A 17349-nucleotide genomic window follows, 5' to 3' on the forward strand; every position below is an offset into this window, starting at 1 on the left:
CAGCGCGCACACACGAGACCGGCATTACCGGTCTCGTGGTACATCGCCACCCACCGCAATCGAGTCGCAATCTCACGGTCCATCGCTTCATTTTAGTTGAAACGATGTCTGTGAATCACACAGTTTAATGCTCTGAGCACATGGCTTGCGCAACTGGGTTTTCTCTACGTCGTAATGGCCGTTCTGGTCCGCGGCCATCGCGTAGTTGAACGTGGGCAACCTCTGGATGGCCCGTAAGGCTCTGCTGAAAATCTGAAGCCCCAGAACCTTGAGGCTACGAATGTCGGCAAGTGCGGGCCGCCACCGTTCCGAAGCCGTTATCTCACTGCACTACTATTTGCGATGGAAGCTGGCACGCAAAGGAAACTACCCGTTCGACAACCGAATGCGTCTCGCCTCAGCGCCGTAGTCCTGGCGTTCAAACTCACGGCTCTACTTTCTCGGTTTCATACGAGGAGATTGCGGAGCAGGCTTTTTGATAGGAGGCGTCGCGGGGGTACACCTCTCATCGGGAGGACACCGCTGTACAACGCCATTCAATACAACTTTTGCGTTGATAGACTTTTCGGAAGCCCAAGGCATCTTCTCGAAGTCGCCCCAGAGCCTATCGAATCGAGGGCCACTCGCGAATAGCGGGTCAGGCGCATCCGTGTCCCGCATGCCGGGCAGTTCGCAGGCATCACCGGAACGTGACATCACACCGGGGTGTCGATAACCGATCGTAGCAAATCCAACAACCGACCGCCCCGGCCACACACCGGACAAAGCCTTGAGCAAGCGCGTTCCGTTCTCTCCTTGCCCAGCAATGCAACTGGTAGGCAGAATTGTGGACTTGTCGCGCGTATAAAGCCCAATGGTGTGGAGCGAATTATGGAACGAGGCCACGTTGTCGGCAGTAAGGAAAGTTGAGCTATCTTTGCCGTTTACAGCTACTTTGCCTCCGTGATCGCCATGCGCCATGATAGCCAATCGCGATATCTCACCCCGAGCGATGGGTTCACAGTCCTTAAACCGTTGCCCACAGAACTGACGGGGCATGGGGAGACCATCTGAGAGCTTTTTTGCAAGCTCGTCCAGTGTACTGAATCGAACAGCAACATCCCACCCTGCCTGTCCGTGCGTGTCGCCGCTGGGGTAACTTATGCCGGTTGATGTGTCGAGCTTTGCGTTACGGCAGAGTGTTCCGAAGTCCGCGCTGTACGCCCATACGTTAATATCACGCATGTGTCCTCCCGTTTGGCGCTGTCTCAGCGAGCGCATGACGCATGAATGCGTCGTTGACTATTCCCAGATCGTCGGCGCCGAGGCGATACCCACCTCAGAGCGGCTTTCATTTGAAGGCAACCCGACAGCTTCAAGATAGCAGAGGTCTGGGCAAATATTGTTGCGGCGGCGGCCCTACGCATGCCAGCTGGCTCCCGGCGTGGCAGACCAGCCTTTGTGAAATCGTCTCTTAGTTCACTGCCTTTGCGCCGGGCCGGCAGCGTTTGATGTCGTCGAGGATCAGCGCAGATCAAGGCCATGATCCGTGCGTCTATCTGAAGACGTGCTTAACCGATTGTCCACCCATCGCGCGGTGCTATAACCCATTTAAACTTGTCTCCGACGTCAGTTGTCCGCCTAACTTCGGCCATTCGTTAGCGCTTGGTAAATGTCCCTTCATGGCCGACTACTTCCCGATGGGGGTCGGCCGTACTCGACTCATTGCTGCCGCTGCTGAGCGACCGGTTTCGGGCCTCTCGGCGCGGAGCGCCGAAACTCAATGTGGGGCGGGTTCGTACCAGGAAGAGACATTTAGTGCTGCTCGTCGACTGCCGAAGAGCGGCCAGATGAGCGGGAAAATGGCCAGGGCTTATGATCGCACCAGCACCCGCGGACGACGGGCAAGCCAAAGTTATCGCAGACTCGACGTACTACGTCGAGAGGCGCTCGAAAAAGGCATCGCGCTCGGCGCGCGGCAGGACAGCCGACGATTTCAGCGCTTGCTCCGATATGCGCACCAGCGCTGCAAAAAACGCGCCGTCTTCAAAACCAACGTCAGGGTGCGCCGCCCTAACAACCCATATCGAGCGTCCGCTCTTCCGGTGCGCTAAAAAATGGATCGCGCGGCAAGCAGGTCCGGATCTCACGGCGCGCGCAAAGGCGCCATTGGAAGCAATCGGCCTTCCGGCCGAGGGCGACGTGGCGCGATCAAACTATGGCGACGCCGTTACGCCTGCAACTTGACGCAACTTTGCTGCTGCGACGACGAACGGCGACTTCTTCAGCTTTCCTTACGGTCGTGCGCGAATACAGCCGGATGTTGTGGCAAGTACGCGGAGCGCGTCATACGCGCTTGCTTCATAAACTTGCTCTGTCATGAAACCCACCCATGCGAACAATCCGGATGCGATAACGACGCGGTCTTATCGCCAACTTGTGAATCTCCGGTCGCCCGTCGCGACGCAATCCGCGCGACGCATGGTTCCCATACAGGTCGCGGCGACGAACTGCGAGCGGCAGCGGGCACTGTTACTGCTAGTTGCCGACCTCGAAAGGCTTTCCACGAGCGCACAATGGACTCCGACAGCCATGACTGCCGCTGCATTCTCCACCCGCGCCCGGAATATCTCATCCTCCAACTCGTTTACTCGACGTGTCTCACGGCATCCGATTTGCCGATTTCACCCCGCCACATCGCATCGCGGGTTGGCCACCGCGAGGCAGCGTCATGCTCTGTGACAGGCGACCCGCTGCCCGACCATTGACACCCCGCGACTCAACTTTCAATGGAGGTTAAGCCACACATCATTACCTAACTGCAGATCTGTCCGTCGAAGCGGGTCAACCTCAGGAGGAGTCATGAAATCGCTATTCGAGCCCCGCAGCTTCAGACCACTGGTTTCTCGTGCTGCCAGCCTGTCCGCTGCCGCCTTCATCGCCGCGTTGGCCGCAGGCCAGGCATGCGCGGAACAGCCGCCACCACCTTGCCATCCGAATCCGAACGCTGCCGCTGACGGCGCGCTGGTGCGTCAGCGCGGCGACATCGCGCACCTGCCGGATTCGCTGCAGGATCTTCTCGAAAGGATGGCCGAGCGGCCCCATTCCTATTTGCCGATTCAGGCCTTTGCCGAGGCCGACAAACCGAGCCAGCTGTTCCAGTATTACCTGCTGTCCACAACAGGGTTCGAACTCAATCCGTTCACGGCACGGTTCCCGGGCATCAACGACCAGGCGATGCTGACGGCAACTGGCGCCGACTGCGGCTTGCCAACCATCGGGGCGGTGCGCCTGGTGGTCGAACCGAAGCCTGGGCTGCCCAGTGATCCCAACAATGTTCGCGCCTTCATCGATGTATTTACCGACCTGTCAGATCTGTTTGTGATTAACAACGAAAGCGGCTGGTACGAGGGCTGGATGATCCACGATTTACAGGTGCCGGATGTCGCACGACCCCGACCCGACGGGCACGCCCAGTTCGGCACAATGACAGCTGCGGACGCGGCCGCCTTGCAGGCGATGGGCAAACACAACAACCTGCCGGGCCGGCTATTCACAATGGATGGCAGGGCACCGCATTTTCCCGACGCTTCCGACCACTTCCCCGACCGCCAAACCAATATCGTGCCGATCCAGCTAAGCATGGGGGCGCTTAACTGCATGCAGCAGTCTGATTGTCACGGCTACTGGGAATTCAACTACACGACCAACTGGATCCATCCACTCTACGAGTTGCCTTTTACCGGCGGTATCCCCGGTACCTTTGAAGCCGGCAAAGTTGGCGCGCTCTCGTCACTGATTCCCGGCTCTGGACCGGCAGGCGTGAAGAACGGTCCGATCGACTATGGTGACGATCCGAAAAATGCGGCTCCGCTGGGCGGTGCAGGTCCGCGCGACCCCGACCGATTCGACGCGGAGGCCGATAACCAGCGGGAATACCGCCAGCGCTTCATCCCGAGCGGGCTGGCCCACGAAATCTACCTGGACACCTATGTGCGAGTGGCATCGTTCGAGCCGGGCACGCCATTCCCGCAGCGCTTGTACGACGCCTATGTGGCCGAAGTCAAACGGGTCGATACCAATGGCGACGGCGTAATATCGGCACGCGAGGGAGACGTGGATACTGCCAGCGATGGGTTCCCGGACAATTCCCGTCTGTTTTTACCGGCGACTTCGTTCCGTCGCTTTGCCGTGACGCGCGAAATCAATGACGGCTTCCTGGCACCGCGGTTCGCGCCCAGCCAGCGGGCTTGGGTACTTACTGGCGCCGCCATAACCGTAAGCCCGCCTCGGCCGGCGTCTGCGGGTCGCGATGGCGACGACCGTTGAAGGCAACTCGTCGACCTGACGGGATGTCTCGTGAGTTGCGAGGGGCATTCGAACCGTACTGTGCGCTCTCCAGGTAGACGATAAGGCCGCCCAAAAGGCGGCCCTATCGTCGTTGCTGCCTTCCGTTGATGCTCATCATTCAACGGAAAATGGCGAAGACAAGACAGTCATCGTGATTAATGGCGAGAACAGGCACACACGGGTCTGGCGTGTTTGCGTACCATCTTCCGATCGACAGCTTCAAGTACGGCGTCGATGACGCTGTCATCGACGAAGCCGTAACCGTGTTTTCGAGCGGCCGTCTTCGCTTGACCGACCAACTGGCCAATCACATCCGCACTCGCTCCGGTCAGCATCAGAGCGCGATCGCGTTGGCGCCGTTTGCGTCTCATAGTCGCGCGCTCGCGTGACTGGCAATGTCGGTTTTCCGGCCCGGGCCGCCTCCTGGTCCGCGCCAGAGTCACTCTCCAGCGGCCGTCAGATCGTGGGCGCGAGCGCTGACGAAACAGGCGTGCCCGACCCTAACTTGCCGTTCAGCCTCCCGTAACCGGAACGGCCGCTTCCAAGGGTATAACCGGCGCTCGCAGGTAGAGGGAGTGCGGACCGAGCACCTACTATCCCGATGCAGGCTCGTCGAGGACGCTGCCCCGCCTGCTAAATGCGTCAGGAACAGCCCTCAAATGCCGTTCAAACCGCGCCCGCTCCCCATGCGAGAAAGCCACCGTCCACCGGAAGCACGATCCCGTTTGTATATCCTGCTTCCTCCGACGCCAGGTAGCAGACGGCCGCGGCGATTTCCGATGTCGTGCCGTAGCGCTTCATCGGAATCGCATTTGAATATTCAGCGCGGAACTCTTCGCTATGGAGTGCCTTAGTCATCGGCGTATCCACTGGACCCGGCGCGATTGCGTTAGCGGTGATGCCGTAGTCACAGAGTTCCACCGCCATCTGGCGCGTTAAAGCGATGACAGCCCCTTTCGACGTGCCGTAGGCCGTGCGTCCTGTACCGACCGCTCGCACGCCTGCCACCGAAGCTATATTGATTATGCGGCCCCAGCGGTTCCTAACCATCAGACGCGCGGCATGTTGGGAGCATAAAAACGCGCCAGTTACATTGACCTGCATCGTTTTGAGAAAAGTGTCGAGGGGATAGTCTATGAATGGCACCAGCTTGGCAATGCCGGCGCCGTTCACCAACACGTCGCAACGCCCATGCGTCTTGTCGATCGCATCGAACGCAGCGGCAATCGATTCGGCGTTTGAAACGTCCATCTCAGTAGCCGAAACTGACAGGCCCGCCCGCCGGAAACCTGACGCCGCTTCTTCTGCCGCGCTCTTATTGATATCGGCCAGAACGACGTGATAGCCACGTCTTGCAAGCTGTTCTGCCGAATCTGCACCGATACCCATAGCGCCGCCTGTGACCACGGCTACGCGGTTTGCGCCGTTCTGCTCCGTCTGCTCCACGATGTCCCCTTCAGTGTAAGACCGCTGTACGGCTTCGCGTGCGATGCCTTGGAGCGGATCAAATGACAGCGCTGCGCGCCATCTCGTGTGCAAATTATTGGAGCCTTAACCGGCAAGGTCAAAGGATAATAAAGCTGGAGACTGTGAGAAAAAATCACGCACTGGAGAAACGGGTTCTGCATGCCGGCAAGCAAGCCGATGCACGCTTCATGTCTCCATTTCACGCAACTCGTTCCTCAGCCATTCCACCAGGGCGACGGTCTTCGGTTGACTCTCCGCATGAGGAGCAACCCACAGCACGAGGCTCACAGGGCCAGGGACAAAGCCAAACGGCGCGACGAGACCAGCTGAGTCCAGTTCGTCCCGGACGAGCATTCTCGGCACTGCTGCGACTCCCAATCCGCACTTGGCGGCCTGAATCTGAAGGTAGAAATGATCAAACGATTCAGCGATTTCGGGCGGATTTTCCAGCACAGTGGAGGTCGTCTTGTACCAGTCGGCCCACGCGGACGGCCGCGTATTGGTTGCTAGAAGCCGCACACGCTCAAGGTCGCTCGGTTTTTTGATCCGGTGTGTGCGCATGTACTCCGGCGAGCACACTGCGCCGATCCATTCCTCTATCAGCGGAATCGGGGTGACACCTTTGGGTACCGGGATGGAGGAAAGCCGTATCGCCACCGTTATCTTGTCTCGGGTAAAGTCGATTTCACCGTGACCTGTGTTGAAACTCAGCTCGAGCGATGGGACCGCATTTTTCAGCTTTGAGAGGCGCGGCAGCAGCCAGTACATCATGATCGAGGCCGAGCACGAGAGGGTCAACGGCCCCGGCTTCAGCTGATCGACGGTCTTTTGGATAAGGTTAAACGCCACGCTCAGGCCTTCGGCCATCTGCGCCCCTTCTGGCGTCGGCTCAGTCGCGTGCGCATTGCGTGACAGCAGTAGCACGCCCAGCTGGTCTTCGAGTGCGCGGATATGTCTGCTGACCGCACCATGAGTCACGCTGAGCTCGTCGGCGGCGGCACCGAAGCTCCGCAGGCGAGCTGTGGCTTCAAAGGCGCGCAGCGCATTCAATGAAAGACGAGGCACGTGGGCTCCTATGGGCCCGAGGCCCACGGCTTGTGGAAGTGGCCTATTGTGAGTTTTTCGCTCCGCGTCGAGAAATCATATCGTTTGATGTCGCAAGTCGTCAAATCTATATTCTGGTCATCCCCGGCTTAAGCGCATGCTTCCCACGGTAAGTCCATGCGCCCGGTTTCAGCTCGAATATTCTAGGACGAAGAGTAAAACATGGTCGAAATCTCCCATCACAGAGCGGAATTCACTGCCCGCTATTTCGTCGAAAGCTCAGTACCGATTTCAAAAGCCGCTGAAGTCATCGCCGGCGAACAGTCCAGCGGGACGTTTCTCGCGCTCCCGGGAGAGACTGATGCTTTGAAAAATCGTGCCCGGGCTCGTGTAGTCAAGGTGGATTCGCACCCCCCCGTTCTCGAGCCGTCGCTGCGCAGTGCTCACGTCGAACGGAAGGGTTTGCCGAGTGTCTATTACCGAGGCGAGATCGAGATCGCCTTTCCGGTGGACAACATTGGCCCCAATCTGCCCACCCTTTTATCCACTGTTGCAGGCAACCTGTTTGAGTTAGGGGAAGTGACAGGGCTGCGCCTGCTTGACGTCGATCTACCAGCAACGTACGCGGCACAATTCCCCGGCCCTCAATTCGGTATTGGCGGAACCCGTGACTTCGCCAAGGTCTACGACAGACCAATGATCGGGACGATCATCAAGCCGAGCATTGGCTTGCTTCCGGAGCAGACGGCTGAAATCGTCGATAGTCTTTGCGCCGCAGACATCGACTTCATCAAGGATGACGAGCTGCTCGCCGATCCAGCATACGCGAGCTTTAATGAGCGTCTCGCAGCCGTCATGCCGGTCTTGCATCGCCACGCCGACCGCATGGGTCGCATGCCGATGTATGCGATCAACATCTCCGGCACAATCGACGAGATGCTCCACCGACACGATGCGGTTCTGCGGGCAGGCGGTACGTGCGTGATGGTTTCCATTAATTGGGTTGGCTTTGCTGGCGTCGAGCATCTTCGAACGCATGCCCAATTACCTATCCACGGCCACCGCAACGGCTGGGGTGCGTTCACACGCTGTCCGGAACTCGGGTTCTCCTTTCAGGCGTTTCAGAAGTTGTGGCGACTTGCCGGAGTAGATCATCTGCACGTCAACGGCATTCGCAGCAAATTCTGGGAGCCAGATACATCCGTCATCGATTCGGCCCGTGCCTGCCTGGCACCGTTCGCGGGTGTGCAGCCGTTGATGCCAGTTTTTTCATCGGGCCAGTGGGCGTCTCAAGCCCCTGACCTGTATGCCCAGCTGGGCTCCGTGGACCTGATGCATCTGGCCGGCGGCGGAATCATCGGACATCCGCACGGAATCGCCGCGGGTGTTGCCAGTATGCGAGAAGGGTGGGAAGCGGCAGTCGAAGGAGTAGATCTGAAAACCTTCGCGGAGTCCCGGCCTGCACTGCGTGCTGCCCTGTCTCACTTCCAATCGGCGTGATCCGAGATGAGTGCAAAATCCGAACAATCGGACGCGGCATTGCGTCTGGCTTTCTACGGCGACGACTTCACCGGATCGACTGACGCTCTGGAAGTCTTAGCTTTCGCGGGGCTGCGGTGCGCCCTTTTCTTGAAAGCGCCTTCCTCCGAGAGGTTGTCGCAACTAGGCGGATTTGACGCTATCGGTGTGGCGGGTGACAGTCGAGGCATGAGCCCGTCCGAAATGGAAGCATCCCTTCCATCGGTATTCGAGGCTCTGCGCGCCCTGAATGCTCCGATCCTTCACTACAAAGTCTGTTCAACTTTCGATAGTGGCCCGGCGATAGGAAGCATCGGAAAAGCTTTGGAGATAGCCCGCGCTGGAATCACGCGGTATCCAGTTCCGATTGTTGCCGGTACTCCAGCATTGAAGCGCTACTGCGCGTTTGGCAACCTGTTTGCCCGATCCGGTACCGACAACAAGACTTATCGAATCGATCGCCATCCGATCATGAGCGTCCACCCGGTCACACCGATGGTCGAGGGGGACCTTTTGCGTCATCTGGCGCGGCAGACAGACTTGCCTCTCTCCGGCATCTTCCTGCCAAGTCTGGAAGGTGCTCGCGAAGATATAGACCGGGCGTGGTCGGAGGCAACTTCGACGGGCGACGCGGGAATCTTGCTCGATACAGTCACGGCACGTCATCTAACCGAAGTCGGTCGCATCCTTGACGGCTACGCTACAACCGTCGGTCCCATATTTACCATCGGCTCGTCCGGCGTCGAATACGCGCTGACCCAATGGTGGCGTGAGCTCGGGAAGCTTCCCAATACGCAGCGATCTTACGATCGTATCGCGCCCACGAGTCAAATTCTTGCCATCTCGGGGAGTGCGTCCCCGCTGTCTTCCGCACAGATTGACACGGCGATCGCCGCAGGCTTCGCCGAAATTGCCATCGACGCAAAAGCGCTTGTTCGAGAAGACTCCTGGCAGCAAACAGCTCAAGATATCGTCGGCCGTACGATTGCACTGCTCAGCGACGGGCGCAGTGTCATTATGCACACTGCCCGCGGGCCAAGCGATACACGCATCGCCGAAATGCTTGAGTACTTCACCGCCGACGGACTGACCCAGGACGACGCTCGGCATCAAGGCGGTCGATTGCTAGGCCAACGGCTTGGCGCGGTCGCGAATGCTGTTCTTGAGGCCACTCATTTGCGCCGCCTGGTTCTCTCAGGCGGCGATACGTCGAGTCAAGTCACACAGGTTCTTGGGCCCGACGCGCTTGAGATTGATGGCCGCCTCGCCGCAGGCGCGCCATTGTGCCGTGTGCTTTCCGATAAGTCTCATTTGCGAAACCTTCAGCTTGCACTCAAGGGCGGCCAAATGGGCGACGAAAACTTCTTCGTCATCGCCCGGGATGGCACCACAAGATAATCGCCGCGCCCCGCGGCGCAGCCACACTTTCTTCACGCCGCAAAGTAGATGCTAACGGGGACCGCGACCTAAAGCGCGTTCCCGTTGGTCAATCAAGAACGTCGGACAACGGTCCGACGCTTCGGCGATTGCGAACAGGAGGACCTTGGCACGGAGTCACGCGCAGCAAGTCTCGATCGCATAGGTTCCCTGTACAGATCGACCGACTGCAATGTCGTCACATCGGAAGGCGGTAGTTGCTCGCTTACCCGAGCGGCGTCATCTCCGGCCCGCTTCCATTCCTCGTCCCTTCCGCACGAAGTCTTCCGCAACCTGAGAATCTTCATCGATGAATAGAAACCGTTCTACGAAAATCCTTGCGACGCTCGGACCTTCAAGCTCCGCCGAAAGCCTGATTGAGAGCCTGTATGTGTCCGGCGCCGACGTTTTCAGGTTGAACATGAGCCATGGCAGCCATGCGGAACAGGCTCAGCGACTGCAAGCAATTCGCCGTATCGAGGCTCGACATGGTCGTCCGATCGGCGTGCTGCTCGATCTGCAAGGACCAAAGCTACGTGTGGCGCGGTTCAAAGATGGGAAGGTCGATCTGCGGCCAGGACAGACTTTCACCTTTGACCTTGATAGCGCGCCCGGTGACGAGTCGAGGGTCTGTCTCCCTCACCCGGAAATCTTCGCAGTCGCGGCGATCGGCGATACTTTGCTTGCCAACGACGGCCTGCTGAGGTTCAAGATTGTCGATACGTCGCTTACCCGTATGACCACGGAAGTTGTCATCGGCGGCATCCTTTCGGACCGAAAAGGCGTCAACGTCCCGAGCGTGGTCCTCCCCATTCCAGCACTGACCGAAAAGGACAAGCAAGACCTCCAATTCGGCCTGGAACAAGGCGTAGAGTGGATCGCACTGTCTTTTGTGCAGCGGGCAGACGATGTGCGCGAAGCGCGTAATCTGATCAAAGGCCGGGCTAAGATTATCGCCAAGATCGAAAAGCCGTCCGCCGTGGATTCGATCGAGGAGATCATTGAGGCTTCTGACGCAATCATGATTGCGCGTGGCGATATGGGCGTTGAATTGCCACCCGAGGAAGTCCCGGTAATCCAGAAGCGAATCGTGGGTTTATGCCGGGAGGCCGGAAAGCCTGTCGTTGTAGCAACGCAGATGCTGGAGTCGATGGTGAACTCTGCCGTGCCCACGCGAGCTGAGACGTCCGACGTAGCGACGGCCGTTTTTGACGGTGCCGATGCCGTTATGCTGTCCGCGGAGTCCGCGTCAGGTGCCTTTCCAGTCCAAGCCGTTTCGATGATGAATCGGATTATCGAGCACACAGAGAATGCGCCGTCGTATCGCCAACTGCTGAAAGCAGTCAGGCCGCCCGCCTCTGCTGACGCACCGGGGGCGATCAGCGCAGCGATCTTTACCGTCACGTCAATGTTGCCGGTCGCAGCAATCGTCGCCTACACCACTTCCGGCGCGACTGCCACGCGGATTGCTCGCGAACGGCCAGCCTCCCGCATCCTGTCGCTCACTCCTGATGAAGCCGTTGCGCGTCAACTTACGTTGACCTGGGGTGCCTGTCCTTTACATGTCGACGATGCGGAGAACGTTGAAGATATGGTCACGAAGGCCACGGCGGCAGCGCATCGGATCGGTGTCGACCGCCGCAAACCGCTCCTGATCGCAGCAGGTGTTCCGTTTGGCACGCCCGGCATCAGTAATCTGCTGAGAATCGTCTACCCTTCCTGATCTTCATTCATACGTCAGGGCATGGGGGCGCGCTGCGCGGGCCCCCATGAGTTTCGGCAAGGCGCTGGTATCCGCCATGGTAACGAAAGCACGGAATCTCAAAAAACCACGACGCGGACCGGCGCTGTCCAAACAGATGCTTCTTCCGCTTCCCTTGCCGCTTGTCAAAGACCTGTCTTTAGTCTCGCACCTCGCCCTCGCTTCATTTCAATCCGGCCACGGCAGCCAGCATCTGCTATATCAAATCATCCGAACAACATATCTCTCATATTTGATGTGGAACGAGGGGCTGGGCGCCGGCAACTATCAGCTTTACTGTGACGCTGAGCGCGAGATAGAGGCCATTGCTGCCGGTCGCGCAGGCGGCGGGCCATGGACGCTCAGTGAGGACGCTAGCTCTATACTCGAGAAGATCGTATGTATCTACGATGCCCAGCTTAGCGGCATATCCGGGGGGCTTTTCACACGATGCCAGGCTAAGTTGGAACAGCTGCTTGGCATGTTGGTAGTCAGATCCGGGGAAGCCTTGCTGCAGCATGAGCAATCCAGAAGCGCCGATAAAACTACGAGGGACTGATCTTCCATCCGGCGTATCGTATCGGCCGGCACAGGCGAGCTTGTTGAAGGCACCGTTCTGTTCTCTTGTTCCGCAACCTGATACCGGCGGGAACGCACTGACGCCGTGTCCAATCCGCGCTGGCGATAGTTGCTTCCCACCATGTCATGGCCTTATCAACTTATCAACATCGCCACGATCGCCTGATGCCCCGAAGCACGTCCAAACAAAAAAGGCTGGACGTGGGTCCAGCCTCTTCGATTTCTGCGTGTAGGCGCCTTTTAGCTTTTCAGAAAGCCGGTCGAAATCCACGGTACCGCTGCGATGACGACGATGCCAATGAACAGTGCAGCCATATAACCCATGATCGGACGGATGCCCAGGTTCGGCGAGATCTTGCTGACCGCGCACGCGCCGTAATACCCGACCCCGAACGGCGGCGAGAACAGCCCCAAACCCATCGAAAGAATGACAACCATCGCGTATTGAACTTCATGGATACCGACAGCCCGGGCAATGGGGAAAAGTAACGGCCCGAAGAGCACGATGGCTGGTATTCCCTCGAGGACGCTGCCCAGGATGATGAACATGAAGATTGACACAACCATGAAGGTGAACGCGCCCCCTGGCAGATGCTGCATGAAATCCGCCAGTCCGTGAGAGAAGCCGGACTGTGTGAGCGCCCACGCCATCGCTGTAGCCGTACCAATGATGATGAGGATCGCACCGGAAAGAGCGGCCGTCTCCACGAGCATGGGGCCAACGCGCTTCCAGTCAAAGCATCGATACACCATGAGCCCGGCGACAACAGAATACGCGATGCCGACTGTCGAAACTTCCGTTGCCGTGGCTACGCCTTCCACCACAGCCACGCGGATGACAACCGGAAGGGCCAGAGCCGGGATCGATACCACAAAAGCCTTTCCGACCAACGACCACGCGGCCCTCGTGGAGGACGTGGGCTCGAATTTTCGGGCCCGCCACCAGACAAGCATGCACAACATGAACGCCAGTACAAGCCCCGGCAACAGACCGCCGGTAAAAAGCGCAGAGATTGATACGCCAGTAACCGATCCGATCGTGATGAGCACGATGCTTGGCGGAACCGTTTCGGTCTGGGCGCCGGTTGCCGATAGCAATGCGACGAGCTCGCCGGGATTCTCGCCACGCTTCTTCATCTCAGGGAACAGAATCGGAGCAACGGCCGCCATATCGGCCGCCTTTGAACCGGAAATCCCGGAAATCAGATACATCGCGCCAACCAGGACATATGAGAGGCCACCCCGAACGTGACCCAGCAACGATGCCAGGAAGTTGATCATCGCCCGTGCCATCCCTGTCATCTCAATGAGAAGCCCGAGAAAAATAAACATCGGCACAGCCAACAGAAGGATTTGAGACATTCCTTCGTCCATGCGGCTGACGACAATTTCCAACGGCATGGCGGTTGACATCGAAAGATAAGCAAACACGGAAAGACCGAAGGAGAAAGCGATAGGCATTCCGCTCAGGACGGTGAAACCGACCACACCAACGAAGAAAATCACCAGGTTCAGGTTTCCAAGCGATTGCAAAACCGGTCCGGCATGTCCCAGCGCAAACACAGTCACTAGCGACACCACAATCCCAGTGATAGCAGTCTTCCAGCCGATTGCTAAGAGCTTGACCACGCAGATCAGCAGCATCGCCACAATCCCGAAGATGATAGCCGCGACGCGTAGGCCGTCATTGATCTCCATTGTCGGGGTCAGAATGTCCCACTGCTGCTTGATGTAAGCGATCGACGGAACAAGTACGAGTCCGAGAAAGAGCATGCTCGCCACCATTGAAATGGTGTCCCAGAACGGATCCCAGTGCTCGCCCATGCGGTTGACCAGTGCCGTCATGCGCATGTGGCTTCCTCGGTGCAACGCCGTAGCGGCACCTGTCATGGCGAGCCAGAGAAACAGGATGGCAGCGAGCTCGTCGCTCCAGATTAACGGGTGGTGCAGGACATAACGGGCCACAACGCCGCTGAAAAGCAGGATAATTTCTGCTAGCACCAGCAGTGCCGCCGGCACAGAGACGATTACGCCGAGCGCGAAGTCCACACGGGACAGCCAGCGGGGCATCGTCTTCGTCGTGTGGTGGACGGTTGCGCTGGTCTGTTGTTCGAGCGCGTCATCCACGTCTTTCAGCATTTGCGTTCTCATGCCAGCTTCCCCGTGTATTTCTCCATGAGACTCCATTCTTCGTCGCCGAAGAATTGCTTCTGCTCCGTGTAGAAGTTCGCGGATTTCAGGGTTTGGCGGAACGCGTTCGCGTCAGCCGTGTTAAACGCAAGCCCTCTGCCCGCAAGCGTCTTTTGCAGGGAGGCGTTCAACTGGATCACGTCTTGTCGTTGCTTCAGTGCCCCCGCATTGAGGTGCTTTGAGACGATGTCACGGACGGTGGGCGGCATTTTTTCCCACGCTGTCTTGTTGCCCAGCAACCAGTAGCCGTCCCACATGTGGTTCGTCATCGAGCAGTATTTCTGGACTTCATAGAGCTTCGCGGCGTCTACCACAGCGAGCGCGTTCTCCTGTCCGTCGACGACCTTTGTCTGCAACGAAGAATAGACCTCGTTGAAGCTGATCGACGCGGGGGCTGCGGAAAGCGACTTGAACAGCGAGATCCAGAGACGACCACCCGGCACCCGGATTTTCATCCCCTGGAGGTCAGCAGGAGTCTTGATGGGCTTTGTACTGGTCGTGATCTGCCGGAACCCGTTGTTCCAGATCTTGTCCTGCACGATCAGATTTGCCTTTCCAATAAGCCCGCGAATATGGGCGCCAAGGTCGCCATCGAATGCTGCGAATACCTGGTCGTAGTCTTTATATGCAAAGCCGACGCCAGAGATGGAGGCCTTCGGGACCAGAGTCGAAAGGGTATTAGCGCCCGAGACCGTATAAAACTCCAGTGCGCCAGCCCGCAACTGCGAGAACATGTCCGGGTCGCCACCGAGCTGATTATTTGGAAACACCCGAAGGTCGACTCGACCGTCTGTCTCCTTTTTGATCGCATCCGATGCCTCCTGAATGCGAACATTCAGCGGGTGATTTGCCGGCAGGTTCGTGCCGACCTTATAGGAGAATTCTGCCGCGTTGGCGCGCCGAACCCACGGACCATCCAGGAGGCCTGTCGCAGCGACAAAGGCGGCTCCGGTTCCGGTGATGAGAAAGTTTCTACGATTGAATCCCATGTTTGTCTCCAACAATTTGAATAATCGTCCGTCAAGGACTCGCGCTTTATATGCTTAGCCGCATTCCCTGACGCAATGGTCGAAGGAGCGTGTTCGTGCGCTTGTGATTTGACGCGCCCGCTGAGACTGGTGCGTGCATTTAGAGTAGCGGACGTGCCGCCTCACAACAAACGACTTTATCTCGACCTATGGTGAGAAAAGCTCGCTGGCGCGAGTTCGAGACGCGATGGCGTCGACAGACACTTACCGGCGCGGCGCAGCGGATGCGGACTGTGAAGACCATCGCATGGCGTGTTGGTGACTGCGCATTGGAAAATCCCGCTCCAGCCTACATTCCCGAACTCGCGAATGTGCCCGCCAACAGCTTCGGCATGGCCGTCGTCACGACGGCGGGGGACGTGTATCGCGTAGGACAAGCCGATACGCGCTTTTCAATTCAGAGCATCTCCAAGCTGTTCGCGTGCACGATGGCATTCAGGCTGCTGGGCGACGCGTTGTGGCAGCGCGTTGGCCGTGAGCCGTCGGGTACGGCCTTCAGTTCGCTCGTGCAACTCGAAGCCGAGCAGGGCAAGCCGCGCAATCCGTTCATCAACGCAGGCGCACTGGTCGTCACCGATGTACTGTGCCGCCGCTTCGTCAAGGCGGAGACAGCGCTCGTCGAATTTATGCGGCGGCTGACGGGTGAATCGACGATCGACTATGACATGCGCGTGGCTCAGTCCGAATTGCAGCACGCACACTGCAATCGCGCGATGGCCCATTTCATGGCGAGCTTCGGCAACTTGGCGATGCCGCCCGAGGCTGTCGTCGATGCGTATTGCCGTCAATGCGCGATATCGATGAACTGCATCGAACTGGCGAAGGCGGCGCTCTTTCTCGCCAACGGCGGCGTCGCGCCGATCTCTGGCGAACGTATCCTCGACGCTAGTTCGGCCAAACGCCTGTCCGCTCTCATGCTGACATGCGGCACGTACGACGCGGCCGGTGACTTCGTGTATCGCGTTGGCTTGCCAGCGAAAAGCGGCGTGGGCGGCGGCATCGTCGCGGTGCTGCCGGGGGAAATGGCCGTTTGCCGTTTGCGTCTGGTCGCCCGGACTCGACGCGAACGGCAACTCGCTTGCGGGCGTCCAGGCGCTTGAACGGTTGAACACGCTTACCGGGCGGTCGATTTTCTGAGAACACCGGAGTCCAGGTCATTCGGCAAGAATCGACCCACACTGAGCGAGCGCTACGTGAAAGGCTGGCATCAACCCGGAGCGGACCGTCAGATCTTCCGAAAGCGGTCACTCACGAGTGCGTTTCGACGATGAACATCCGCGCTTGCTGGGCTTCCTGACGTTCGGCTTTGATCGGCGCATACCTCTCGGAGTTGTAGAAGGCTAGCGCTTGGGCGAGAGTCGGAAACTCAAACACGCCAGCCATCGGCAGCGGCACCTCATCCCCCTCTAGGATCTGAGCAACAGGACCAAAATGTAGAATCTTGCCGCCCGCCTCTTTTAGCGCTGCCTGAAAACGTGGAGCGAGCGCAGCCTGCTTGGCGGAGTCGATGACACGTAGATTGACGTGTACGTATGCTGACATTGAGCCCCCATTGATAGTGTTTATACGCCTTCTACTGATCGAAGTGTGCCGCCCGCCCTGAAAGACGCTTCATGCGTCATCGAGCGCCGGGACATGACTGGCAACACAGAGTTTGTTTCCGTCAGGGTCGCGAAAGTACGCGCCGTAGTAGTTCTCGTTATATTGCGGACGCAGCCCCCGCGGGCCTTCACAGGTGCCGCCATTGTCCAACGCTATCTGGTAGGACGCACGAACGGCCGCCCTGGAGGTCGCTGCAAAGGCAATCATTTGCCCATTGCCTGGATGGTGTGGCTGTCCGTTAAAGGGCTTGCAGATGACGAAGAAGGGGCGCGTATCGCCCGCACTGTGCCAACCCGCCCATGGTCTCTCTCGGTCACAGAATCGCAACTCAACCCCCAGACTGCCCATCACGGCATCGTAGAAGCGCAAGGCGCGCTCGAAATCGCTAACGCTGATAAAGACATGGTAAAACACGTTTACTCCTCAGGCGATTTG

Annotated in this window: 13 protein-coding genes and 1 pseudogene; 8 read left to right on the forward strand and 6 right to left on the reverse strand. The window is 58.4% G+C overall.

Annotated features, from left to right (window positions below; genetic code table 11):
* Nucleotides 1-1661: 1661 nt before the first annotated feature.
* The 3 genes from ABQJ48_RS22720 to ABQJ48_RS22730 all read left to right on the forward strand — a co-directional run bounded on the left by ABQJ48_RS22720 (nucleotide 1662) and on the right by ABQJ48_RS22730 (nucleotide 4718).
* Nucleotides 1662-2093, forward strand: coding sequence for a hypothetical protein (locus ABQJ48_RS22720; protein WP_367840254.1), 432 nt, complete (start codon nucleotides 1662-1664; stop codon nucleotides 2091-2093).
* Between the two features lie 748 nt (nucleotides 2094-2841).
* Entirely contained in the window at nucleotides 2842-4308 is a 1467-nt protein-coding gene (locus ABQJ48_RS22725; RefSeq protein WP_367840255.1) for a hypothetical protein, read from the forward strand.
* 209 nt (nucleotides 4309-4517) lie between these two features.
* Nucleotides 4518-4718: a hypothetical protein gene (locus tag ABQJ48_RS22730; protein ID WP_367840256.1), complete on the forward strand. Its 201-nt coding sequence runs from the start codon at nucleotides 4518-4520 to the stop codon at nucleotides 4716-4718.
* Between the two features lie 277 nt (nucleotides 4719-4995).
* Here ABQJ48_RS22730 and ABQJ48_RS22735 read toward each other — a convergent pair whose 3' ends face one another.
* Together ABQJ48_RS22735 and ABQJ48_RS22740 are read right to left on the reverse strand one after the other, a co-directional pair.
* A complete protein-coding gene (locus ABQJ48_RS22735) occupies nucleotides 4996-5775 on the reverse strand; it encodes an SDR family NAD(P)-dependent oxidoreductase (RefSeq protein WP_367840257.1) in 780 nt (259 codons plus the stop codon).
* 207 nt (nucleotides 5776-5982) lie between these two features.
* A complete protein-coding gene (locus ABQJ48_RS22740) occupies nucleotides 5983-6861 on the reverse strand; it encodes a LysR substrate-binding domain-containing protein (protein WP_367840258.1) in 879 nt (292 codons plus the stop codon).
* A 201-nt stretch (nucleotides 6862-7062) separates the two neighbouring features.
* On the opposite strand from ABQJ48_RS22740, the gene ABQJ48_RS22745 reads away from it, so the two are divergent.
* The 4 genes from ABQJ48_RS22745 to ABQJ48_RS22760 all read left to right on the forward strand — a co-directional run bounded on the left by ABQJ48_RS22745 (nucleotide 7063) and on the right by ABQJ48_RS22760 (nucleotide 12074).
* Nucleotides 7063-8340 carry a ribulose-bisphosphate carboxylase large subunit family protein gene (locus ABQJ48_RS22745; protein ID WP_367840259.1) on the forward strand — a complete coding sequence of 426 codons (1278 nt, stop codon included), beginning with the start codon at nucleotides 7063-7065 and terminating at the stop codon, nucleotides 8338-8340.
* A 6-nt stretch (nucleotides 8341-8346) separates the two neighbouring features.
* Nucleotides 8347-9756 (forward strand): four-carbon acid sugar kinase family protein, encoded by a 1410-nt coding sequence (locus ABQJ48_RS22750; protein WP_367840260.1) that lies wholly within the window; start codon nucleotides 8347-8349, stop codon nucleotides 9754-9756.
* 328 nt (nucleotides 9757-10084) lie between these two features.
* A complete protein-coding gene (gene pyk / locus ABQJ48_RS22755; protein WP_367840261.1) occupies nucleotides 10085-11497 on the forward strand; it encodes a pyruvate kinase in 1413 nt (470 codons plus the stop codon).
* 46 nt (nucleotides 11498-11543) lie between these two features.
* Entirely contained in the window at nucleotides 11544-12074 is a 531-nt protein-coding gene (locus ABQJ48_RS22760) for a hypothetical protein (protein ID WP_367840262.1), read from the forward strand.
* A 260-nt stretch (nucleotides 12075-12334) separates the two neighbouring features.
* On the opposite strand, the gene ABQJ48_RS22765 is transcribed toward ABQJ48_RS22760, so the two are convergent.
* Entirely contained in the window at nucleotides 12335-14164 is a 1830-nt protein-coding gene (locus ABQJ48_RS22765; protein ID WP_367840387.1) for a TRAP transporter large permease, read from the reverse strand.
* 77 nt (nucleotides 14165-14241) lie between these two features.
* The gene (locus ABQJ48_RS22770) at nucleotides 14242-15273 is read right to left on the reverse strand and encodes a TRAP transporter substrate-binding protein (RefSeq protein WP_367840263.1); all 1032 of its coding nucleotides are present in this window, start codon (nucleotides 15271-15273) and stop codon (nucleotides 14242-14244) included.
* Between the two features lie 272 nt (nucleotides 15274-15545).
* Here ABQJ48_RS22770 and ABQJ48_RS22775 point away from each other — a divergent pair.
* A pseudogene (locus ABQJ48_RS22775) lies at nucleotides 15546-16449 on the forward strand (glutaminase).
* Between the two features lie 111 nt (nucleotides 16450-16560).
* Here the strand turns inward: ABQJ48_RS22775 and ABQJ48_RS22780 are convergent.
* Both ABQJ48_RS22780 and ABQJ48_RS22785 read right to left on the reverse strand, forming a co-directional pair.
* Nucleotides 16561-16854, reverse strand: coding sequence for a DUF1330 domain-containing protein (locus tag ABQJ48_RS22780; RefSeq protein WP_367840264.1), 294 nt, complete (start codon nucleotides 16852-16854; stop codon nucleotides 16561-16563).
* 69 nt (nucleotides 16855-16923) lie between these two features.
* On the reverse strand, nucleotides 16924-17328 hold the full coding sequence (locus ABQJ48_RS22785) for a VOC family protein (RefSeq protein WP_367840265.1): 405 nt from the start codon (nucleotides 17326-17328) through the stop codon (nucleotides 16924-16926).
* Nucleotides 17329-17349: the final 21 nt, after the last annotated feature.

It is taken from the genome of Paraburkholderia suaedae (assembly GCF_040812055.1).
Lineage (GTDB): Bacteria > Pseudomonadota > Gammaproteobacteria > Burkholderiales > Burkholderiaceae > Paraburkholderia.